The sequence below is a fragment of the Streptomyces hirsutus genome (assembly GCF_001418415.1).
In the GTDB taxonomy this organism is placed as follows: domain Bacteria; phylum Actinomycetota; class Actinomycetes; order Streptomycetales; family Streptomycetaceae; genus Streptomyces; species Streptomyces hirsutus.
The window spans coordinates 20,545-43,610 of record NZ_LIQT01000131.1 but is presented as its reverse complement, the minus strand read 5'-3'; the positions used below and the strand labels follow the sequence as shown (position 1 = coordinate 43,610).

Genomic DNA, 23,066 nt, shown 5'->3' with positions numbered 1-23,066 from the left:
GGGCCCTTCGGCGTTGCGGGTGGCGCGGGGCGCGCCGGTGGTTCTATCCCTTGGACCTCACACCTTGCGGAGGCGGAACGTCAGGGACAGGCCCTCATCGGTGAACGGCTGCCCGTAGGTGTCCTCGGCCTCGTCCCGGGCGCTGTGCTCATGCACGAAGGCCACGGCGAGGACTTCGTCGGCGATGAGACCGGCGTGCTCGGTCAGGGCCGCGACGGTGGCGTCCTCCGTCGCCGTCCAGCGCAGGGCGATCCGGTCGGCCACGTCGAGGCCGCTGTTCTTGCGGGCCTCCTGGATCAGCCGGATCGCGTCCCGGGCCAGACCGGCGCGGCGCAGCTCCTCGGTGATCTCCAGGTCCAGGGCGACCGTGGCACCGGCGTCGGAGGCCACCGACCAGCCCTCCCGCGGGGTCTCCGTGATGATCACCTCGTCCGGGGCGAGGGCGATCGTCTCACCGTCGACCTCCACGGAGGCGGTGCCCTCGCGCAGTGCCAGGGACAGCGCAGCGGCGTCCGCGCCGGCGACGGCCTTGGCGACGTCCTGGACGCGCTTGCCGAACCGCTTGCCCAGCGCACGGAAGTTGGCCTTGGCCGTCGTGTCCACCAGCGAGCCGCCCACCTCGGACAGGGACGCCAGGGACTCGACGTTCAGCTCCTCGGTGATCTGCTGGTGCAGCTCCGGGTGGAGGGCGCCGAAGCCGCTCGCCGCGATCAGGGCGCGCTTGAGCGGCTGGCGGGTCTTGACGCCCGACTCCGCGCGGGTGGCCCGTCCCAGCTCCACCAGGCGGCGCACCAGCACCATCTGCTTCGACAGCTCCGGGTCGATCGCCGTCAGGTCGGCCTCGGGCCAGGAGGACAGGTGGACGGACTCCGGGGCGTCCGGGGTGACCGGCACGACCAGGTCCTGCCAGACCCGCTCGGTGATGAACGGGGTCAGCGGGGCCATCAGCTTGGTGACCGTCTCGACGACCTCGTGCAGGGTGCGCAGTGCGGCCTTGTCGCCCTGCCAGAAGCGGCGCCGTGAGCGGCGGACGTACCAGTTGGACAGGTCGTCGACGAACGCGGACAGCAGCTTGCCGGCGCGCTGGGTGTCGTAGCTGTCCAGGGCCCGGGTCACCTGGTCGGTGAGCGCGTGCAGTTCGGAGAGCAGCCAGCGGTCCAGCAGCGGGCGGGCGGCGGGCGCCGGGTCGGCCTCGGACGGGGCCCAGCCGGACGTACGGGCGTACAGCGCCTGGAAGGCGACGGTGTTCCAGTAGGTCAGGAGCGTCTTGCGGACGACCTCCTGGATGGTGCCGTGGCCCACCCGGCGGGCCGCCCACGGGGAACCGCCGGCCGCCATGAACCAGCGGACCGCGTCCGCGCCGTGCTGGTCCATCAGCGGGACCGGGTCCAGGGTGTTGCCCAGGTGCTTGGACATCTTGCGACCGTCCTCGGCGAGGATGTGGCCGAGGCAGACGACGTTCTCGTACGAGGACTTGTCGAAGACCAGGGTGCCGACCGCCATCAGCGTGTAGAACCAGCCGCGGGTCTGGTCGATGGCCTCGCAGATGAACTGTGCCGGGTACCGGCTCTCGAACAGTTCCTTGTTCTTGTGCGGGTAGCCCCACTGCGCGAACGGCATCGAACCCGAGTCGTACCAGGCGTCGATGACCTCGGGCACGCGCGTGGCCGTCTTCCCGCAGCCGTCCTGCGGGCAGGCGAAGGTGACCGCGTCGATGAACGGGCGGTGCGGGTCGAGGCCCGACTGGTCGGTGCCGGTCAGCCCGGTCAGCTCGGCGAGCGAGCCGACGCAGGTGAGGTGGTCGTCCTCGCAGCGCCAGATCGGCAGCGGGGTGCCCCAGTAGCGGTTGCGGGAGAGCGCCCAGTCGATGTTGTTGTTCAGCCAGTCGCCGTACCGGCCGTGCTTGACGGAGTCCGGGAACCAGTTGGTGCCCTCGTTCTCCTCGAGCAGGCGGTCCTTGACGGCCGTGGTGCGGATGTACCAGGAGGGCTGCGCGTAGTAGAGCAGCGCGGTGTGGCAGCGCCAGCAGTGCGGGTAGCTGTGCTCGTACGGGATGTGCTTGAACAGCAGGCCCCGGTCGCCCAGGTCCTCCGTCAGCTTCTCGTCGGCCTTCTTGAAGAACACGCCGCCGACCAACGGGACGTCCTCCTCGAAGGTGCCGTCCGGGCGGACCGGGTTCACCACGGGCAGGCCGTAGGAGCGGCAGACCCTGAGGTCGTCCTCACCGAAGGCGGGCGACTGGTGGACCAGACCGGTGCCGTCCTCGGTGGTGACGTAGTCGGCGTTGACCACATAGTGGGCCGGCTCGGGGAACGCGACGAGCTCGAAGGGGCGCTGGTACGTCCAGCGCTCCATCTCGGCGCCGGTGAAGGTCTCGCCGGTGGTCTCCCAGCCCTCGCCGAGGGCCTTGGCCACCAGCGGCTCGGCGACGACGACCTTCTCCGTGCCCTCGGGGCCCTTCGTCGCGACGACGTAAGTGACCTCGGGATGCGCGGCGACCGCGGTGTTGGACACCAGTGTCCACGGCGTGGTCGTCCACACCAGGAGCGAGGCCTCGCCGGCCAGCGGGCCGGAGGTGAGGGGGAAGCGGACGTAGACGGACGGGTCGACGACCGTCTCGTAGCCCTGCGCCAGCTCGTGGTCGGACAGGCCGGTGCCGCAACGGGGGCACCAGGGGGCGACGCGGTGGTCCTGGACCAGCAGGTCCTTGGTGAAGATCTCCTTCAGCGACCACCAGACGGACTCGATGTACTCCGGGTCCATCGTGCGGTACGGGTCCTGGAGGTCGGCCCAGTAACCCATGCGGGTCGTGAGCTCTTCGAAGGCGTCGGTGTGGCGGGTCACCGACTCGCGGCACTTGGCGTTGAACTCGGCGATTCCGTACGCCTCGATGTCCTGCTTGCCGGAGAAGCCGAGCTCCTTCTCCACCGCCAGTTCCACCGGGAGGCCGTGGCAGTCCCAGCCGGCCTTGCGGCCCACGTGGTAGCCGCGCATGGTGCGGAAGCGGGGGAAGACGTCCTTGAAGACGCGCGCCTCGATGTGGTGGGCGCCCGGCATGCCGTTGGCGGTGGGCGGGCCCTCGTAGAACACCCACTCGGGGCGGCCCTCGGACTGCTCCAGGCTCTTGGCGAAGATCTTCTGTTCCTGCCAGAAGTCGAGCACCGCGTGCTCGAGAGCGGGCAGGTCGACCTGGGCGGGCACCTGTCGGTACGTCGGCGTTGTCATCAGCGGGCTTCCTCCGGCGGACTTGCTGCCTTCCGTCCGGAGGGACGAGAGCTGTGTCGATCCCTGCGCCGCCGTCGGCGCGCTCCCGCGGTACCACCCTCCTTGGTTCCCCGGTGCTTCGTGTGCGCCGGTGAACCCCCTCATTGGGGTCGCGATGCCGGTTCTACTCGCCGCTGCTGTCGGGCTGCGGCTTTCCTCCAGCGGCTCCGGGGTGATCTTCGCGTCGCGCTCGCCCCCGGGCTCACACCGTCCCCGGGTCGCTCTGGGCTGCGTACGCCGCTACTCGTCCCCATCCACGCTTTTCGCTCCGCCCAGTGTACGGCGCGGAGCGGACAGCGGCCGACCGGTTATTCCGCGGACGGCGAGCGGGGGCCGGGCGGGGTTCGCGCATATGCCCCACGAGTCGCCGATAGGGGGACATACCGCCGAATGGAGCGGTACGGGTGTTCGGATTCTGCGACGTCCGACTTGGTGGCATACCCGGCGGGGAGCTGGGCACAACGCATGAAGGTCCGCCGCGCGGCGTCCGCGGGGCGGGCGAATCGGGCGGTGCGCCCCGTTGCCGCGGGACCCGAGTCGATTTATCGTCCCAGCACGATTCGCGCGCAAGATCACAGTATGTGAAAAGGGGCCGCGGCCATGGTGGCGAAGAAGACCGCCGTACAGCAGTCGGCGTCCGGCAGGGCCGTGCCCGCCGAGGAGTCCCGAAAGGACACGAAGGCGACGGCGCAGGCGGGGAAGGCGGCTGCGAAGCAGTCGGCCGGGAAGGCCGGATCCGGGAAGGCCGGGACGGGAAAGAAAACGGCGGGAAAGACCGGGAACGGGAAGGGCGCCCCCGCCCCCGCTCCCGCGAAGACGAAGGCGGAGAAGGGAACGGCGGCCTCCGGAGCCGCGCGCTCGAAGGCGACGGCTTCCAGGGCCGTCACGGCCAGGAATTCCCGGAAGAAGACGGCGGCCCGGGGAACGGAGGCCGGTGCCGGGCGGGGCGCCGCGCGTGAGGGCGGCACGGGCGGGGGCGGCGGTACGAGGGAAAGCACCACCAGGACCAGCGGGGGCACACAGGACACGGCCGGGCACGGCACGGCCACTGACGCGGGCGCGGTCGAGGCCGCGACGCAGACGGGAGCGACAACGGTGGGTGCTGAGAAGACTCCCCGCACGGCGACGGCGGCGAAGACCGCCGTGCCCAAGGCGCGGCTCGCAGCAGTGGAGCCCGGCGACCTCGCGGTGCGTCCGGGAGAGGAGCCCTGGACACCGGAGGAGGTCGAGGACGCACGGGCCGAGCTGGCGACCGAGGTGCTGAGGCTGCGCGAGGAGATCACCTCGTCCGAACGGTCGCTGGCCGGCCTGATGCGGGACTCCGGGGACGGGGCGGGTGACGACCAGGCCGACACCGGCACGAAGAACATCACGCGCGAGCACGAACTGGCGCTCGCCGCCAACGCACGCGAGATGCTCACCCAGTACGAGCGCGCCCTGCAGCGGCTGGAGGCCGGCACCTACGGCCTGTGCGAGAGCTGCGGCAACGCCATCGGCAAGGCCCGGATGCAGGCCTTCCCCCGGGCCACGCTGTGCGTCGAGTGCAAGCAGAAGCAGGAGCGCCGGTACTGAGCACCCCCGTACGCCGCCTGAGCACGAGGGTCGCGCGGGGTGTGCCGTACCCTCGTGCTCAGTCAGGTACCTAGCTTGAGGGACTCACGTGGCAGAGGCGGAGCGCATCATCGGTACGCCGGAAACCCCGGACGCGGACCGGGACGGGCAGGACCGGACCGGGCTCGACCGGGCCGATGCCCAGGTCGCGGAGGCGGCGGCCGAAGCACCCCGCGGCAAGCGGCGCGTGGCCGTGCTGTTCGCCGTCGCCGTCGTCGCCTACGCCCTCGACCTGATCAGCAAGATGATCGTGGTCGCCGAGCTGGAGCACCACGAGCCCATCGAGATCGTCGGCGACTGGCTGAGGTTCGAGGCGATCCGCAACGCGGGCGCGGCCTTCGGCTTCGGCGAGGCCTTCACCGTGATCTTCACGGTGATCGCGGCGGCGGTGATCGTGGTGATCGTCCGGCTGGCCCGCAAGCTGTACAGCCTGCCCTGGGCGATCGCGCTGGGCCTGCTGCTCGGCGGTGCCCTCGGCAACCTCACGGACAGGATCTTCCGCTCCCCGGGCGTCTTCCGGGGCGCGGTCGTCGACTTCATCGCGCCCAAGGGCTTCGCCGTCTTCAACCTGGCGGATTCGGCGATCGTCTGCGGCGGCATCCTGATCGTCCTGCTGTCCTTCCGGGGCCTCGACCCGGACGGGACCGTCCACAAGGACTGAGCAGGACCGAGAGCGCGGGTACGGGGTTGCCGGACCGGTCCGGCATACTCGACGGGTGAGCACGATTCCCGAGATCCGAACCCTGCCCGTGCCCGACGGCCTGGAGGGCGAGCGCGTCGACGCCGCCATCTCCCGCATGCTCGGCTTCTCCCGGACCAAGGCGGCCGAACTCGCCACCTCGGGGAAGGTCACGGTCGACGGATCGGTGGTCGGCAAGTCGGAGCGGGTGAGCGGGGGCGCCTGGCTCGAGGTGGAGATGCCGCAGGCGCCCGCCCCGGTGCAGGTGGTCGCCGAGCCCGTCGAGGGCATGGAGATCGTGCACGACGACGACGACGTGGTCGTGATCGCCAAACCGGTCGGGGTCGCCGCCCACCCCTCGCCGGGCTGGACCGGACCGACCGTGATCGGCGGCCTCGCCGCCGCCGGGTACCGCATCTCGACCTCCGGCGCCGCCGAGCGCCAGGGCATCGTGCACCGTCTCGACGTCGGCACCTCCGGTCTCATGGTGGTCGCCAAGTCGGAGTACGCGTACACGTCGCTGAAGCGCCAGTTCAAGGAGCGCACGGTCGACAAGCGCTACCACACCCTGGTCCAGGGCCACCCCGACCCGACCAGCGGCACCATCGACGCACCCATCGGCCGGCATCCGCACCACGACTACAAGTGGGCGGTCACCGCCGAGGGCAAGCCCTCCGTCACGCACTACGACCTCGTCGAGGCCTTCCGGTCCGCCTCGCTCCTCGACGTCAAGCTGGAGACCGGCCGCACCCACCAGATCCGCGTCCACATGGCCGCCCACCGGCACCCCTGCGTCGGCGACCTGACCTACGGCGCCGACCCCACGCTCGCCAAGCGGCTCCGCCTCACCCGTCAGTGGCTGCACGCCGTGCGGCTCGGCTTCGAGCACCCCGGGGACGGCCTGTGGGCGGAGTTCACCAGCGACTACCCCGAGGACCTGAGCCAGGCGCTCGACCTGGTCCGGGAGGAGACCTACGCGTGAGCACCCCGTACGTGGTCCGCGAGGCGGTGGACCCCGGCGACCGGGAGGCGTGCTTCGCGGTGCGCAAGGAGGTCTTCGTCGCCGAGCAGGGCGTGCCCGAGGACCTGGAGTACGACGCGTACGACGCCGGCGCCGTGCAGGTGCTCGCGATCGGTGAAGACGGCGAGGCGCTCGGCACCGGGCGGCTGCTGCACGGCGGGGCCGCCGCGGCGAAGACCGGCGGTGACGCTTCGGTCGGGTCCCTGGGACGGCTCGCGGTGACGCGCCGGGCGCGGGGGCTCGGCATCGGGGCCGCCCTGGTCCGGGGCGTCGAGGAGGCGGCCCGCGCCCGCGGCCTCACCGCCGTCGACCTGCACGCGCAGACCCATGCCCTGGGGTTCTACGAGCGGCTGGGGTACGTGGCGTACGGACCGGAGTTCCCGGATGCGGGGATGCCCCACCGGGCCATGCGGCGGGCTCTGTGACCGGACGGGACAGGTAGCGGGCGGCGCGGGGCGGCCCGGGGGTCCGGCAGCCGGACCGCATCGAGGCAGGCCGGTCACGGTGGCCGTACGCACCTCGGCCGGCCGGGCTCCGCACGTGTGAGCGTTCCGGGTCCGGCACGTGGGGTGACCAGTGGCGCCGAACGGTCGGCGCCGCACGCCTGGCACGGGGCGTCGGCGTGGCAGGCTGGACGCCCCGTCGTCCGACCGCCGAGCCGCCCGGAGCACCGACCGTGGACCAGCTGGCCCTGATGTTCGCCCTGCTGCTCGGGGCCGTGGTGTGTGTTCCCCTGGGAGACCGGCTGGGACTGCCGGCGCCGGTGCTGATGACGGTCCTCGGCATCGTCCTCGCACTCCTGGAGTTCGTCCCGAACGTGGACGTCCCGCCGGACCTGATCCTGCCGCTGCTGCTGCCGCCCCTGCTCTACGCCGCCGTCCGCCGGACGTCCTGGCGGCAGTTCGCGGCGAACGCGAGACCGATCCTCCTGCTGGCCGTGGCGCTGGTGTTCGTCACCACGCTGTGCGTGGCCGTCGTCGCCCACGCGATCGTGCCGGGCCTGCCGCCGGCCGCCGCGATCGCCCTCGGCGCGCTGGTCGCACCGCCCGACCCGGTCGCGGCGACCGCCGTCGCCGGGAAGCTGGGGCTGCCGCGCCGGCTGGTGTCGATCCTCGAGGGCGAGGGCCTGTTCAACGACGTCACCGCCATCGTCCTGTACCACGTGGCGATCGCCGCCGCCGTGAGCGGCACCTTCTCGCCCTGGGAGGCGGGCCTGGACCTGGTCCTGTCGGCCGTGGTGGCGGTCGCGGTCGGACTCGCGCTCGGCTGGGGCGCCAACCGGCTGATGGACCTGCTCGGGGACGCGACCCTGCAGATCGCGCTGAGCCTGCTGGTGCCGTACTTCTCCTACGTCCTGGCCGAGGAACTGCACGGTTCGGGGGTGCTCGCGGTGCTCACCACCGCGCTGTTCCTCGTGGAGTACGCCACCGACGCCGACGACGTGATGACCCGGCTGGCCGGGCACGCCTTCTGGGACATCGTGGACACGCTCGTCATCGGCGTCGCGTTTGGGTTGGTCGGTCTCGAACTGCACAACGCGGTCGGGGCCGCGGCCGGCCACTGGGGCGAACTGCTCGGCTGGGCGGGCGCGATCGTGGGCGTGGTCGTCCTCGTCCGGCTGCTGTGGCTGCTGCCGGCGACCTGGCTGACGCGGCGGCTGCACGCCGCGCGGGACACCGGCGAGGACATCCCGGTGAGCTGGCGCGAGACCGTGGTGATGTGGTGGTCGGGGATGCGCGGGGTGGCCTCCGTCGCGCTGGCGCTGGCGATTCCGCTGGAGACCGGCGCCGGGGGCGACTTCCCGGCCCGGGGCGAGATCGTCTTCATCGCGTTCGGCGTGATCATGGCGACGCTGCTGGTCCAGGGGACGACCCTGCCGTGGCTGGTGAAACGGCTGGGGGTGCGGGCCGACACCAGGCGGGAGAAGGAAATCGAACGGGACCTCGCGCTGCGGGCGGCGCAGGCCGCGAAACACAGGCTGCGCGAGATCGAGGAGGCCGAGGAACTCCCGGAGGAACTGGCCGAGCAGATGCTGCGCAGTGCCTTCGACATCGGAGCGCGGATCAGCCCCGATGTGGTCGAGGAAGAGCGGCGGGAGGCGTACCGGCAGCGAGCGCGATGGGTCAGGGCGGCGCGGCGGATCCGGGGGGAGATGCTGAGCGCCGCACGGCACGAGGTGCTGGCGGCGCGGAGCGAGGCGGGGGCCGACCCCGAGGTGGTGGACCGGGTGCTGCGCCACCTCGATGTGCGCAGCATGCGGTGAGTTCGCTCCGCGGCGCGGCGTTCGGTCCGTAAGGTCGGGGCATGACGCGCAACGTGGTGATCAGCGGGGGCGGTACGGGGATCGGGCTGGCGGCGGCACGGTTCTTCGCCGCCGACGGGGACCGGGTGCTGCTGCTCGGGCGGCGCGGGGACGTCCTGGAGCGGGCCGGGGCCGAGGTGCCGGGGGCCGAGGCGTATGCCGCGGACCTCGCCGATCCGGTCGCCGTGCGGGGTGTCGCCGACCACGTCGGCCGGGAGTTCGGAGCCGTCGACGTACTGATCCACAGCGCCGGCGGCAACGGCCTCCTCGAACGCCAGGCCGGGGCGGACGATCCGCTCGAAGCCGTCGCCCGCCACTGGACGGTCAACTTCCGGCTCAACCTGCTGACCGCCGTCCTGCTCACGGAGGCCCTGAAGGACCGGCTCGCCGAGCCCGGCGGGCGGGTAGCGCAGCGGGTCGATCAGCTCGACGAAGCGGCGGCCGAGCTCCTCGTCGCCGGCCACGTGCTCGGCGCGCAGCAGCGCGTGCCGTTCCCACACCAGGGACCAGCGCCGGTAGTACGCCTCGTACGACCCCAGGGTGCGCACCAGCGGTCCGGACCGGCCCTCGGGGCGCAGGTCCGCGTCGATGAGCAGGGGCGGGTCGGCGCTGGGGGTCTGGAGCAGGCGGCGCATCTCGGCGACGACCTTGCCGGCCGCGTCGGCCGCCTCCCGCTCGTCCACGCCGTCGCGCGGCTCGTGGACGAACAGGACGTCCGCGTCGGAGCCGTAGCTCAGCTCGTGGCCGCCGAAGCGGCCCATCCCGATGATCGCGAAGCGGGTGGGCAGGGTGTCCCCCCAGCCCTCCCGGACGACCGCGCGCAGCGTGCCGGCGAGGGTGGCGGCGGTCAGGTCGGACACGGCGCCGCCGACCAGGTCCACCAGGGCGCCCTGGTCGGCCTCGGCGGGCTGGGACTCGGTGCCGTAGGAGCCGATGATGTCGGTGGCGGCGGTGCGGAACATCTCGCGGCGGCGGATCGCGCGGGCGACGTCGACGGCCTGGGCGGCGCCCTCGGCGCGGCGGACGGCGGCGAGGACCTCCTGTTCCAGGTGGGCGCGGGTGCGGGGCCTGAGGCCGGCCTCTCCGTCGCCGAGCAGGGCCACCGCCTCGGGGGCGCGCAGCAGCAGGTCGGGGGCGAGCCGCCCGGCGGACAGGACGCGGGCGAGGTTCTCGGCGGCGGCGCCCTCGTCGCGCAGCAGCCGCAGGTACCAGGGGGTCTTGCCGAGCGCGTCGGAGACCTTGCGGAAGTTGAGCAGGCCGGCGTCCGGGTCGGCGGATTCGGCGAACCAGCCGAGCAGCACCGGCAGCAGGGTCCGCTGGATGGCCGCCTTGCGGGTCACGCCGGACGCCAGCGCCTCCAGGTGGCGCAGGGCGGCGGCCGGGTCAGCGTAGCCGAGGGCGACCAGCCGTTCCCGGGCCGCCGCGGCGCTGAGCCGGGCCTCGCCGGGGGCGAGCTGGGCGACCGCGTCGAGCAGTGGCCGGTAGAACAGCTTCTCGTGCAGCCGCCGTACGACGGAGGCGTGCCGCCGCCACTCGCGGGTCAGGCTCGCCACCGGGTCGGTGCGCAGGCCCAGGGAGCGGCCGATGCGGCGCAGGTCGGCGTCGTCCTCCGGAACCAGGTGGGTGCGGCGCAGCCTGAAGAGCTGGATGCGGTGTTCCAGGGAGCGCAGGAAGCGGTAGGCGTGGTCGAGCTGGGCGGCGTCCGCGCGGCCGACGTAGCCGCCGGTGGCGAGGGCCCCCAGCGCGTCGAGGGTGGTGCCGCTGCGCAGGGAGGTGTCGGCGCGGCCGTGCACCAGCTGGAGCATCTGCACGGCGAACTCGACGTCGCGCAGGCCGCCGGGGCCGAGCTTGAGCTGGCGGTCGACCTCTGCGGTGGGGATGTTGTCGATCACCCGGCGGCGCATCTTCTGCACGTCGGCGACGAAGTTCTCCCGCTCGGCGGCCTGCCACACCAGCGGTCTCAGGGCGGCGACGTACTCCTCGCCGAGGGCGAGGTCGCCGGCCACCGGGCGGGCCTTGAGCAGCGCCTGGAACTCCCAGGTCTTGGCCCAGCGCTGGTAGTAGGCGCGGTGCGAGGCGAGGGTGCGGACGAGGGGGCCGTTGCGGCCCTCGGGCCGCAGGTTGGCGTCGACGGGCCAGATGGTGCCCTCGACGGTGTTCGCGGAGCAGATCCGCATCATGTGGGCGGCCAGCCGGGCGGCGGCGCGCAGGGCCTTGTCCTCGTCGGCGCCGTTCACCGCCTCGCCGACGAAGATGACGTCGACGTCCGACACGTAGTTCAGCTCGTGCCCGCCGCACTTGCCCATCGCGACCACCGCGAGCCGGCACAGGGCGGCGTCCTCGGGCACGGCGGCCTCGGCGAGCGCGAGGGCGGCGCGCAGGGTGGCGGTGGCGAGGTCGGCGAGTTCGGCGGCGGTCTCGGACACCTCGGTGGTGCCGCAGACGTCGCGGGCGGCGATGGACAGCAGGCAGCGCCGGTAGGCGACGCGCAGCGACACGGGGTCGGTGGCTTCGGCGAGGCCGTGCTCGAACTCGGTCACGCCGGGGTGCAGGTCCCGCGCCTCGTACGTGACGAGCGCCTGCCAGTCGTCGGCGTGCCGGGCGAGATGGTCGGCCAGGGCCTCGGAGGCGCCGAGCACACCGAGCAGCCGGTCGCGCAGCGGCTTGGCGGAGATCAGGGTGTCCAGCAGCTCCTGCCGGCCGGTGGCGCCGGTCTGCGCCTCCAGCAGCCGGACCAGTCCCAGCAGCGCGAGGTCGGGGTCGGCGGTGCCGCCGAGCGCTTCGAGCAGGACCGGGTCGTCGCGCACCGCGGACAGCTCGGGGCTGTCCAGCAGCCGCTCGGCGGCCGACGGGTCGGTGAAACCGTGCCGCAGCAGCCGCGTGAAGGTACTGCTCCTGCGCCCCGGCACCGACGTCATCCCCGGTCTCCCTCGGTCCTCGGCTCGCATCGAACTCACCACGAGCCCACCACGAGCTCATCCAGGCAACGAGCCTATCCGCCCCACCGCGCCCCGGCCCCGGGACGGCCGTGCGCGATGAGTTCCGGGGGCGGACGGGGTCACACCATCGAGGGGAAGAACTCCCCCACCCCGTCCGCCCCCGACCGGTGAGGCCCTCATGACCGACAGAACGCCCGAAACGAACGAACACCCCGCTCTCCTCTCCCCCGAGACCCGTCTCGACCCGCGCTACAGCGACCCGAAGGCGACCGCCGCCTCTTGGTCCGAGGCGAAAGCGCTGCTCATCGAGGCGGAACTGTTCTGGATCTCGACGGTCCGCCCCGACGGACGTCCCCACGTCACCCCGCTCCCCGCCGTCTGGTCGGACGGCGCGCTGCACTTCTGCACCGGGCCGGGGGAACGCAAGGCCCGCAACCTGGCGGCGAACCCGCACGTCGTCCTGACCACCGGCACCAATACCTGGAACAAGGGCTACGACCTGACGGTGGAGGGCGAGGCGGTCCGGGTCGCCGACGACGGCCGGCTGCGCGAACTGGCGGCGGCCTGGGAGGCGAAGTACGGCAGCTTCTGGCACTTCGAAGTGCGGGACGGCCACTTCCACCACGGGCCGGGACACGCCGTCGTGTTTTCGGTGGCGCCGCGCACGGTTTTCGGCTTCGGTAAGGGCGAGCCGTTCAGCCAGACCAGATGGCGCTTCGCGTGACACCGAGAGCCCGCACCGACCGGACCGACCTCGCCGACTCAGCCGGAGGAACCCCGATGAACATGGCCATGACCCTCGAAGTGCTCCCCCTGCCCGTCAGCGACATCGACCGGGCCAGGGACTTCTACCGGGACAAGGTCGGCTTCCACGTCGACATCGACCAGGAGGTCATGCCGGGCATGCGCATCGTCCAGCTGACGCCCCCGGGCTCCGGCTGTTCGATCGCCCTGGGCGACAGCATCTGGGAGATGGCGGGCGACACCCGCCCGGCCCCAGGCTCGTACCAGGGCCTGCAGTTGTGCGTCGCCGACATCAAGGCGGCCCACGCCGAACTGACCGCCCGCGGCCTGGAGATCTCCGAGCCGGTCGTGTACGCCCCGGACGACGGCGCCACCTTCATGTACTTCAAGGACCCCGACGGCAACGGCTGGGCCGTCCAGGAGTACCGCCGCCGCGCGACCGAGCCCCTGCACCAGCTCCTGACGGACCTGGCGGAACGCCAGAAGTAGGGCACGGCAAGGGGATTCGTCGGCCCTGGTGACGCGATCGGAGATCGCCGAGAAGGCCCCGGAAGGGGCTGTACCGCCCGGATCACCCATAGGTGTACCGCGCGCCGCTTTCCCTCACCCACCGTCGCCGCCGCGCCTACCGTCGTACGCCTCGCGATACGACGCGACGCGTGTGACGGAGGAGTGCGGATGTCGGTGGACGGTGAGGCGGTACAGGTCAGGAGCGAGACGGACGAGCCGAGCTGGGAGGTCGACCGGGACGACGAATGGGGAGTAGCCGTCATCACCACGGTGGGGCGGCAGTTGAAGTTGCGGCGGGAGTCCGTGGGCATGCGGGCCGCCGACTTCGCGGTGGCGATGGGATACGGGGAGGACCTCGTTTACAAGATCGAGGCGGGCAACCGGATCCCCCGCCCCGAGTACCTGGAGAAGGCCGACGAGGTGCTGGGCGCGGGCGGACTGCTCGCCGCGATGCGGGAGGACGTGGCGAAGGTCCGGTACCCGAAGAGGGTGCGGGAACTGGCGAAGCTGGAAGCCAACGCGGTCGAGGTCGGGCTCTACAGCAACCACAACATCCACGGCCTGTTGCAGACCGAGGAGCACATGCGGGCACTCTTCGACGTCTGGCTTCCGGCTCACACCGAGGAGGAGACGGAACGCATGGTGGCCGCCCGGCTGGCCCGGCGCACGGTCTTCGACAGATCCCCAGCGCCCGCTCTCAGCTTCGTCCAGGAGGAAGTGACGCTCCGCCGTCCGGTCGGAGGCACAATGGTGTGGCGTCGGCAGCTCGAACACCTTCTGGAACTCGGCAAGTTGCGGCACGTGTCGATTCAGGTGATGCCGACGGACTGCGAGGACCACTTCGGGACGGGCGGGCTGATCGAGGTGCTGAAGTTCCCCGACGGAACGGCGGTCGGACGCTCCGACGGGGCGTTCGCCGGGCGTCCGGTGACCGACCCGAAACAGCTGAGGGTCCTCGAACTCCGCTATGGAATGATCCGCGCCCAGGCCCTTACACCCCGAGAGTCAAGGGCCCTCATCGAGCAGATGCTTGGAGAGTCATGACCGGCACCCCTCCCGCCCGGACCACCACCGCACCCGCCTGGTTCAAGAGCAGCTACAGCAGCAGCGGCGACGGCAACGACTGCATCGAGGTCGCCATATCCCCCGGCACCGTCCTCGTCCGGGACAGCAAGAACGCCCAGGGGCCTCGGCTCAGCATCGCCTCGGCCGCCTGGGCGGACTTCGTCAGGAGCGCGGGCCGGGAGTGACGGCCAAGGCTCTCGCCCTCTCACGCGCCGCAGCGGAGCGTCACAGCACCGGCAGCAGGTTCTTCAGTTCGAAGGCGGTGACCTCGGAGCGGTAGGCCTCCCATTCCTGGCGCTTGTTGCGCAGGAAGAGACGCGGGTCGGGAGCAACCTCACGCGAACGAGGCCGGCCCAGTGCAGACCAGCAGCCGAGCGGTCATCGTTGGTCGTCGTTGGTCGCTGTGGGCCGCCCTTCGACGGCCCACAGACGGCCCCGCAGGGCGACCCGGTAGATTTACAGAGGGCTCCCCTCAATCCCTCTCACCTGCGGCTTCTCCATCACTGGAGGCCGCTGGGACACACCTGGGGGAAGAGGCCCCGAGAACACCGCTTTAGGAGTTCGATCGAGACACTGGCTTGCCGCATCATGGCTGGCGCTCCCACTCCGTAGGGCACCGCTGCGATCCGCACGTGTCCGCCCTCGTTGATGTCAGGTTGGATTTCAGCGGCCTGCTTGTACGGCAATCGCACGCGGCTCCGGAGGGCGCTGCCGTGTCATGGATCCCCACAGGTCACGGCTCCATGTGACCCCTTCGAACGATCCCCAGTCCACAGATGGTCCACGGCCCGTCAGCCAATTATGGGCGGTTGTTGGCCATGTCATCTGGGGCAGCAGGTCCGTTAGAGCGGGTCCTCCCGTCGGCGAGTAGCGCGGTGGTGGCGCTGCAGCGGCCAGTGCGTCCACCCGCGACGAGGTGAAGTCCAAGCACCCTCGCGGGCCGTTGGTGGGGCGTCACACTCGAACTGCGGGCCTGCGCTGCTGAGGGGGTGCATCAGCCCCGCCACCCATGCCACGAGGTGTACGGCGGGAGCGCGAACCTCCACGGCAGGCCGATCCACTCTGTCGTAATCCCCACCCGAGGCCGGTGATCGGGATGACTGCGAGCTTCCGCCGGCCGTACTGGTTCCAAGTGCATCAGTTGTAGGAACAGGCCTGACAATGCGCACCGCACCGAACACGAAACCCTCAGCCGCAAAGAGCCCAGCCCGCCCCCACGAGGCTGCGGAAGAGCAGAGCCCATCCCCCCTGTTGAGGGCACGGAGAGCCGAGTACGATCAGCTGTTCGTACTAGCTTAAGGTTGAACAGGCGCTGCAGCGGCTCGCTCTGAGCTGGCGTCAGAGGGGGCATGTTGAGCCGGACAGGTATCGAGGACTTCCTCAACGAGGCAGAAGCCCACGAAATATCCTGGAGCCGACCGGAGAGTGCACCGGCATCACTGGCCACGGAACGAGTCCTTATCGCTGCAGGCCCCCAAGCTTTCGAAGTCGCCATCGCCTCGGCAACCATCAGGCCCCGCGTCGACGATGTCCGCCGCCTGTGGGCCCTGCGATGGAACCGTCGCGCCGCTCCCGTTGTCCTGGTCGTTTGTTACCCCACAGACGGCACCTGGAAGACAGCCGTTTGCGGAACCAAGGACGACCCGGCCGTCCTGCACGACCTGAGCCTCGATCAGGTCGAACGCATCTGCACCGCAGCCCTGGAGGCTCCCGACTCGGCGAACGCAGAACGCACGTTGCACCGCCTGCTCTCCGGTCTCAAAGATCAGCTCGTCGCTGGCCTGTTGAACTCCGGCCTGTTCGCTTCGCATGAACTGCGTCACGGCGTCCCGACCCGCACTGACTGGGCATCCGCGCAAACAAAGGGGGTGCCTCTCCTTCGACGGCGCGGCGTCGAACTCATCCGTGGGCTTGGCTACTCCACCACTCCCCACGGATCCACCGCAGTGATCCTCTCTGCCAGCGGCGACCAGCGGGCCGTGGGCGTCCTGCTGGACGAGATGGAGATGTTCGACCGTCCGACCGCCCGCCTCGGCGCAGTCTCCCCCGTAGCGTTGGGTCTGGCCATAGCGCAGGAGCAAGGGCTGCCGTGGCTGGTGATCACCCGTGACACCCAGATCCGCCTCTACTCGGCCAACCCTGATATCGGTGTCGGCCGCAAAGGCCAGGCCGAGACCTTCGTCGAGATCGACATGGCGCTCCTGGCCGAGGTTGATGCGGCCTACCTGCCCCTGCTGTTCTCGGCCGACGCGCTGACCAAGGGCGGCAGCGTTCCCCAGATCCTGGAAGCCTCCGCCGACCACGCCGCAGCGCTGGGGAGGCGCCTTAGGGAGCGCGTGTACAAGGATGTGGTGCCGCAGCTGGCCACCGCAGTCGCCCGCCGTATGAAAGCGGTCAGCGAGGCCGAGCTTGCCGAGGCATACCACCGCACCCTGATTATCCTGTTCCGGCTTCTATTCACCGCTTACGCCGAAGACCGCGGCCTGCTGCCTTACCTGCGCAATCCCCGCTACACCGCGAAAGCGCTCAAGACACTCGCGCGAGAGTTCGCCGAGAAGTCAGAGCAGGAGTTCGATGCTGTCGCAACCGATCGGTGGGACGACCTTCTCACCGTCTGGCGGGCTGTCGATGACGGCAATACCGAATGGGGTGTGCCAGCCTACAACGGCGGCCTGTTCGCCTCCGGCAATGCCTACCCGGCCAGCCAAGCCATCGCGGACCTGCGGCTGACCAACAATGAGATCGGGCCGGCACTACGTGCCTTGCTTGTCGACACCGGCGAGGATGGCACGGTCGGCCCCGTGGACTTCCGGTCCCTGTCAGTGCGCGAGTTCGGCACCATCTACGAGGGGCTACTGGAGTCCTCTCTTTCGATCGCTCCCGGCCCGCTCGCTGTTGATCCGAAGACAAAAGCGTACATCCCGGCAAGGACGACCGATGAGGTCGTTGTGGCCGCAAGCGACGTCTACTTCCACAACGCTTCTGGAGCGCGCAAGTCCACCGGCTCCTACTTCACCAAAGCCTTCGTGGTCGAGCACCTGCTCGACACTTCTTTGACGCCCGTACTCACCGAGCACTTGGCTAGGGTCAAGGCGCTGCTGGACGCTGGGGATGAGGCGAAGGCGGCAGAGACGTTTTTCGACTTCCGTGTCGCTGATCTCGCCATGGGTTCGGGGCATTTCCTGGTCGCTGCAATTGACCGGATCGAGAACAAGTTCTCCGCCTTCCTCACCGCTCATCCGATCCCAGACGTCAACGACGAGCTGTACCGCCTCGCGGATGCGGCCAGGGCCGCACTGGGCACGAGCGCCCCGGACATCGAGATTGAGCCGTCCGCGCTCCTGCGGCGGCAGATCGCCCGCCGCTGCATCTACGGCCTTGACCTCAATCTTATGGCCGTTGAACTCGCGCGCCTGGCCATCTGGATCCACACCTTCGTTCCCGGCCTTCCGATGAGCACCCTCGATCACGGTCTCGTCGTCGGAAACAGTCTGACCGGCATGGCCACCATCGAGGAGGTCATCGATGTGTTCGATCCGCAAAGCGGCGGTGGAACCATCAGTCTCTTCGAGGAGCAGATCATTGAGCAGCTTGCTCCTGCCCGTGACCTGTTGCGGCGTGTCGCCCGAACCAGTGAGGCCACTAGGCAGGAAGTGAAGGAGGCGAAGAAGGCACATGCCGAGGCGCTGAAAGCCGCGGCAGACGCCACGCCCTTGTTCGATGCAGCTGTTGCTACTCGGCTCGGACTCATCGACCGAATGCCCACTCCGCAGGAAGCAGTCAGCGCGGTCTGGGAGGACGGCGTGAAGGAGGGGATGCGCCACCTTAAGGCCGCCCACTTGCCGATCCTCTTTCCCGAAGTGTTCCTTCGTGATCGTCCGGGCTTCGACGTCCTGCTAGGGAACCCCCCGTGGGAGGAAGTTACCGTTGAGAAGCTTGGGTTCTGGGCACTACGGTTCCCAGGCTTGAAAAGTCTTCCTGCGAAGGCACAAAACGAGAAGATTGCCGGGTTCGAGCGTGACCGGCCGGATCTGGTCGCTGAATATGAGGCCGAGGTCAGCTCCTCGGCCCTGTTGCGCCAGGCGCTGCTCCACGGGCCATTTCCTGGCATTGGGAAAGGGGACCCGGACCTCTATAAGGCGTTCACCTGGCGGATTTGGCAGACCCTGCGTTCGGACGGAGCTGCCGGCGTCGTCCTCCCCCGCAGCGCTCTGAGCGCGGCTGGAAGTGCCGAGTGGCGCGAGAAGATCTTGACTGAGGGCACCTTCAGCGATGTGACCCTGCTGCGCAACTCGGCGGAATGGGTCTTCGATGAAATAGATCCGCGGTACACGGTCGGACTAATCGGCATCCGGAAGGGCGCCGACTACGCCGGGCGTCTGCGGATGCGAGGCCCGTTTGTGTCGCTGAGGGAATATCGCGCGCATGCCGGAGAAAACGGAGTGGAGGTCGCCACCGACAGCTTTCTGTCCTGGTCGGAGGGGGCCGCTTTCCCTGCCATCCCTGATTCCGTAGCGCTCGGCATTTTCGCCAAGATGCGCCAGCAGCCGCGCTTGGACACCACGAGCGGGACGTGGCGTGCCCGCCCTGCCACCGAGTTCCATGCGACGAGCGACAAGAAAAAGGGGCATTTCTCAGTAGACCTTGACGGCCCGTCCGGGTGGCCCGTGTATAAGGGCGCTTCTTTCGACCTGTGGAACCCGGACACTGGGACCTATTACGGCTGGGCCGACCCTGCCCACGTCACCACAGAACTGCGGTCCCGCAGAACGCGTCAGGCACGCAAATCCACGTCCGCCTTCGCGGAGTTCGCTCCTGCAGTCATCCGGGATGCCAGCACGTTGCCCTGTCTGCATCCACGGATCATGCTGCGCGATATCACCCGCTCTAACGACAGCCGTACAGTGCGGGTCGCGCTCGTTCCAGCGAACGTGGTCGCCACGAACTCGGCACCCTACCTGCTCTTCCCCCGAGGGAACGAGCAGGATGAGGCATACCTGCTTGGTGTTCTGTCCAGCATCCCCTTGGACTGGCTCGCCCGCACCGTGGTCGAGAATCATCTGAACTTCCACATCCTCAACGGCCTTCCGATCCCCCGGCCCGAACCCGGTTCCGTGCTGCGGGAGCATGTCATACAGATTGCTGGGCAACTGGCTGCCGTGGACGGCCGCTACACCGACTGGGCCGCTAAAGTCGGCGTGCCGGTGGGGTCTGCCACCGACGAGGCAACCAAAAACGATCTGATAGCTGAACTCGATGCCGTAGTCGCCCTGCTGTTCGGTCTCGACCGCGATGATGTCTCCCACATCTTCGCCACCTTCCACCGCACCTGGGACTCCCGCGAGCGCCTGTCCGCAGTGTTGACCCACTACGACCTGTGGAAGGCACGGGTGGAATCGTGAGCGAGAACAGTTTTGGCTACCGGCCTGAGTTCGCTACCAACCGCAATAACGGTGAGCGGGTCGCGGATGCAATCAACACTCTGCTCGCGGGGCTGCGTACACGGCTGAGGAACCCCCCGAGGCTGGCGATTGCGACGGCCTATTTCAATCCTGGTGGGTTCGGTCTGCTTGCTGATGAGCTGGAGAAGGCCGGGGGCGTGCGGCTGCTGCTCGGTGCCGAGCCGTCACCGGACGGCGACCGGGCCCGCGTGCGCGCACTTGGCCGGACGCCCCGCCGACGGCGCCGCGGTCCCTCGGCGGACGTCGTCCAGGCGCTGGAAGGTCACCGCAGGTCGATGGAGGAAGACCGGGACCATCTGGGGTTCACCCGCGAGGCTGATACACAGGCCCGCCGCCTGGTGGCGTGGCTGCGCAGCAACCCGGACGTTCAGGTGCGCAGGTACGAGACTGAGTTCCTACACGGCAAGGCTTTCATCGTGGAGACCGACGCCACCGGGGTGATCGCCGGGTCCTCGAACTTCACCTATGCCGGGCTGGCCAAGAATAAGGAGCTCAACCTCGGCCAGTACCAGCCGGGCACGGTTCGGCAGGTTATCGACTGGTTCAACGAGCACTGGGACGCCGCTGCCCCTTACGACCTGGCCGCGTTGTATGAGGCACGCTGGTCCCCGCATCAGCCGTGGGACGTGTTCCTGCGGATGCTGTTCGAGCTGTACGGAGCGGACTTGGGGGAGGAGGATAAGGTCAGATCTCGGCTCGGGCTGACCGCATTCCAGGCGGACGGCGTATGGCGCGCCCGGCGCATCCTGGCCCGACGCAAGGGCGTCCTGATCGCTGATGAGGTCGGTCTCGGCAAGACATACGTAGCTGGCGAGCTCATCCACGAGGCCGTATTCGACCGCCGCCAGAAGGTACTGATCATCGCTCCGGCGACGCTGAGGGACTCCACATGGGAGCCCTTCTTGCGGGAGAAGAACCTGCGCGCCGATGTGCTGTCGTATGAGCAGTTGGTCTCCGGTATCGAGGACGCTGGGACCCGAACTGCTCACCTGCAGGCTCTCGACGAGTACGCCATAGTGATAGTGGATGAGGCCCACGCGTTGCGTAACAGCAAGACTCTGCGTGCTGACGCCCTTCGGCAGGTGCTCGCCGGCCCGGTGCCTAAAGACCTGGTGCTTCTGACCGCGACACCAGTCAACAACAGTCTGGAAGACCTCTACAGCCTCATCGCATACTTCACGCCGAACGATGCCGCGTTCAGCGACGTGGGCATCCCCAGCCTGCGCGCCTACTTCCAGCGCGCCATGGAGATGAACCCCGATGACCTGTCTCCGGAACACCTGTTCGATGTGTTGGACGAGATAGCCGTACGGCGTACCCGGCGGTTCGTCAAGAACCATTATGTCGGGGACAGGATCCTGGTCGGTGGCAAGGTGCAGGAGATCCGGTTCCCCACGTGCCGGGTGGTGAGGGTGGACTACAACCTCGACAAGGTTCTTCCCGGAGTATTCCACGACCTGGCTGTCGCGCTCGGTGCGGAGATCATGGAGGAGACCCCGGATGATTCGCTGGCGGTCGGCGTCATCCTCGAGGAGCCCGGCGAAGTCCTCACCATGGCCCGCTATGTTCCCTCCCGCTTCCGCCTGTATGGGGAGACCGAGCAGTACCAGGCGCAGAACGCCGGGCTGATCCGCTCGAATCTCCTCAAGCGGTTCGAGTCGTCCTCCTACGCGTTCGAGCAGACCGCCACCAAGATGATCAATTCGCACGACACCTTTCTCAGCGCCTTGGACTCCGGTCTAGTTCTTACTGGAGACCCCTTGCGCGAGTGGGCCGGCCTCTCGGCCGAGGAGGTCGAGGATTGGATCGCATCGCTGGATGAGGCGAGTGCTGAGAACGTCGCGTACGCCTCAGACTTCAACGTGAAGGCCCTGCGGGATGCAGTCCAGGCGGACCGGGACCTGTTGGAAGCATTCCGGGATCGAGTGCGCGCCGTGCACGCGGACAACGATCCGAAGGTTGCTGGCCTTATCGAGCAACTGGCCTCCATCGCCAAGGACGCCGCTGCCGAAGGGATCGGAGAGGAGGACACCCGAGATAAGCGGAAAGTACTGGTGTTCACCTATTACACCGACACCGCCGATTACCTGGGTCGGGCGCTCCGAGACGCGCTTGCCGGCGATCCGCGACTGGCTGCCTACCGGGGCCGTATGGCCACGGTGTCGGGCCCGGACCGTGACCATCGGGCCGACATTATTACGGGTTTCGCCCCCAAAACCGCGGGTACCGGCGTTGAGGCTGACGCATACGACCTCATCGTGACCACCGATGTGCTCGCAGAAGGTGTCAACCTCCAGCAGGCCCGTCACATCATTAACTACGACCTGCCATGGAACCCTATGAGGCTCGTACAGCGGCACGGTCGCATCGACCGCATCGGCTCCCCGCACAAAGAGATCTACATGCGGGCGTTCTTCCCCGACAAAGACCTCGATGAAATCCTCCGCCTGGAGGAACGCCTCCAGCGCAAGTTGAAACAGGCCGCAGCGTCCGTTGGCGTCGGCGAGGTTCTGCCTGGTATAGAGGCGGTGGAGCACAACATTGCCGAGACCCGGGAACGGATTGAGCAGATTCGCTGCGAGGAAGCCGCCCTGTTCAATGACGGAGGCAATGGTGCGCTTTCCGGTGAAGAGTACCGGCGGCGGCTAGCGAATGCCTTCCACAGCGACGCCACAAAAAACCGGGTTCTGGATTTGCCTTGGGGATCCGGCACTGGCTTTCACCGGGACGGAGCCAGCCCAGGCTTTGTGTTCTGCGCCCGTATCGGAAACCATCCTAAGCCCTGGTACCGGTATATTCCCCTCAACGACGACCTGACCCCTCAGAGTAGCGGCCCGGATGGCGAGCCGGTGGTCATTGACGACACCCTCGCCTGCCTCGCCCACGCTGATCCTCAAACGGATATCACCCCAGTGGCACTGTCCGATCAGATGTACGCCGCGGCGTTCGATGCATGGTCTGCCGCACGGAGGCACATAAAGAGCCGCTGGGACTTCCAGGCCGACCCTGCCAACTTTGAGCCCCAGGTGCCCAAAGTCATGCGAGATGCTGCCGCATTCGTCCGAGAGCATGGCCAGTTGCTGGGCGACGATCAGGACATGCTCTCTGCCCGTCTTGACGCCCCGTATGCTGTTCGTGTCCAACGCGAAGTCCGGAACGCCCTCACCAGCACGGAACTCTCCGCCACAGGCAAGGTCCAGGCGCTCGCGGAGCTCGCGGACCGGCTCGGGCTGATCCCGCCCGAGCCACCGCCACTCCGGCCTGCGATCCATCTTGAGGATATCCATTTGATGTGCTGGACCGCGATCACACCCGAGTCTCCTTGAGAGCCGTAAGGGGCCAGGACGGGCCGCCAGGGGCAGCCGGACCTTGACCTGGTAAATCGCCTGATCCACTGGTAACTTGTGCCACGCCTTTTGGCCGCAACGGCACTACGGCACGTGCTGCATTGGAGGCTGGCCGAGGCTTT

12 protein-coding genes and 3 pseudogenes are annotated in these 23,066 nt (G+C 69.0%); 12 read left to right on the top strand and 3 right to left on the bottom strand.

Annotated features, from left to right (window positions below; all coding sequences use genetic code 11):
- Window positions 1-57: 57 nt before the first annotated feature.
- A complete protein-coding gene (gene ileS, locus AOK11_RS10430; protein ID WP_055593375.1) occupies window positions 58-3,225 on the bottom strand; it encodes an isoleucine--tRNA ligase in 3,168 nt (1,055 codons plus the stop codon).
- A 639-nt stretch (window positions 3,226-3,864) separates the two neighbouring features.
- On the opposite strand from ileS, the gene AOK11_RS39550 reads away from it, so the two are divergent.
- From AOK11_RS39550 to AOK11_RS39540, 6 genes and pseudogenes are all read left to right on the top strand, one after another.
- Entirely contained in the window at window positions 3,865-4,836 is a 972-nt protein-coding gene (locus tag AOK11_RS39550) for a TraR/DksA C4-type zinc finger protein (RefSeq protein ID WP_079034756.1), read from the top strand.
- An 88-nt stretch (window positions 4,837-4,924) separates the two neighbouring features.
- Window positions 4,925-5,536, top strand: a complete 612-nt coding sequence (gene lspA, locus AOK11_RS10415) for a signal peptidase II (protein ID WP_055593372.1) — start codon at window positions 4,925-4,927, stop codon at window positions 5,534-5,536.
- Between the two features lie 55 nt (window positions 5,537-5,591).
- The gene (locus AOK11_RS10410; protein ID WP_055593371.1) at window positions 5,592-6,536 is read left to right on the top strand and encodes an RluA family pseudouridine synthase; all 945 of its coding nucleotides are present in this window, start codon (window positions 5,592-5,594) and stop codon (window positions 6,534-6,536) included.
- Window positions 6,533-7,000 carry a GNAT family N-acetyltransferase gene (locus AOK11_RS10405; protein WP_055593370.1) on the top strand — a complete coding sequence of 156 codons (468 nt, stop codon included), beginning with the start codon at window positions 6,533-6,535 and terminating at the stop codon, window positions 6,998-7,000. Before AOK11_RS10410 ends, AOK11_RS10405 begins: the two co-directional genes overlap by 4 nt.
- Window positions 7,001-7,251: 251 nt before the next feature.
- On the top strand, window positions 7,252-8,838 hold the full coding sequence (locus AOK11_RS39545) for a Na+/H+ antiporter (RefSeq protein ID WP_079034755.1): 1,587 nt from the start codon (window positions 7,252-7,254) through the stop codon (window positions 8,836-8,838).
- Window positions 8,839-8,879: 41 nt separating this feature from the next.
- Window positions 8,880-9,284: pseudogene (locus AOK11_RS39540) on the top strand (SDR family NAD(P)-dependent oxidoreductase); the annotation flags it as partial.
- Here the strand turns inward: AOK11_RS39540 and AOK11_RS43885 are convergent.
- Window positions 9,240-11,795, bottom strand: a pseudogene (locus tag AOK11_RS43885) (bifunctional [glutamine synthetase] adenylyltransferase/[glutamine synthetase]-adenylyl-L-tyrosine phosphorylase); the annotation flags it as partial. The pseudogenes AOK11_RS39540 and AOK11_RS43885 overlap by 45 nt on opposite strands.
- A 199-nt stretch (window positions 11,796-11,994) precedes the next feature.
- Between AOK11_RS43885 and AOK11_RS10390 the strand changes: the two are divergent.
- The 4 genes from AOK11_RS10390 to AOK11_RS10375 all read left to right on the top strand — a co-directional run bounded on the left by AOK11_RS10390 (window position 11,995) and on the right by AOK11_RS10375 (window position 14,320).
- Window positions 11,995-12,540, top strand: a complete 546-nt coding sequence (locus tag AOK11_RS10390; protein ID WP_055593368.1) for a pyridoxamine 5'-phosphate oxidase family protein — start codon at window positions 11,995-11,997, stop codon at window positions 12,538-12,540.
- A 62-nt stretch (window positions 12,541-12,602) separates the two neighbouring features.
- Entirely contained in the window at window positions 12,603-13,049 is a 447-nt protein-coding gene (locus AOK11_RS10385; protein ID WP_055593391.1) for a VOC family protein, read from the top strand.
- Window positions 13,050-13,238: 189 nt separating this feature from the next.
- A complete protein-coding gene (locus AOK11_RS10380) occupies window positions 13,239-14,114 on the top strand; it encodes a helix-turn-helix domain-containing protein (RefSeq protein WP_055593367.1) in 876 nt (291 codons plus the stop codon).
- Window positions 14,111-14,320: a DUF397 domain-containing protein gene (locus tag AOK11_RS10375; protein WP_055593366.1), complete on the top strand. Its 210-nt coding sequence runs from the start codon at window positions 14,111-14,113 to the stop codon at window positions 14,318-14,320. The genes AOK11_RS10380 and AOK11_RS10375 overlap by 4 nt, the downstream gene beginning before the upstream one ends.
- A gap of 40 nt (window positions 14,321-14,360) precedes the next feature.
- Here the strand turns inward: AOK11_RS10375 and AOK11_RS46710 are convergent.
- Window positions 14,361-14,447, bottom strand: a pseudogene (locus AOK11_RS46710) (glutamine synthetase); the annotation flags it as partial.
- A 1,037-nt stretch (window positions 14,448-15,484) separates the two neighbouring features.
- Here AOK11_RS46710 and AOK11_RS10370 point away from each other — a divergent pair.
- Window positions 15,485-19,537 (top strand): Eco57I restriction-modification methylase domain-containing protein, encoded by a 4,053-nt coding sequence (locus AOK11_RS10370; protein WP_055593365.1) that lies wholly within the window; start codon window positions 15,485-15,487, stop codon window positions 19,535-19,537.
- A complete protein-coding gene (locus tag AOK11_RS10365; protein ID WP_063793450.1) occupies window positions 19,534-22,923 on the top strand; it encodes a helicase-related protein in 3,390 nt (1,129 codons plus the stop codon). The genes AOK11_RS10370 and AOK11_RS10365 overlap by 4 nt, the downstream gene beginning before the upstream one ends.
- Window positions 22,924-23,066 lie beyond the last annotated feature (143 nt).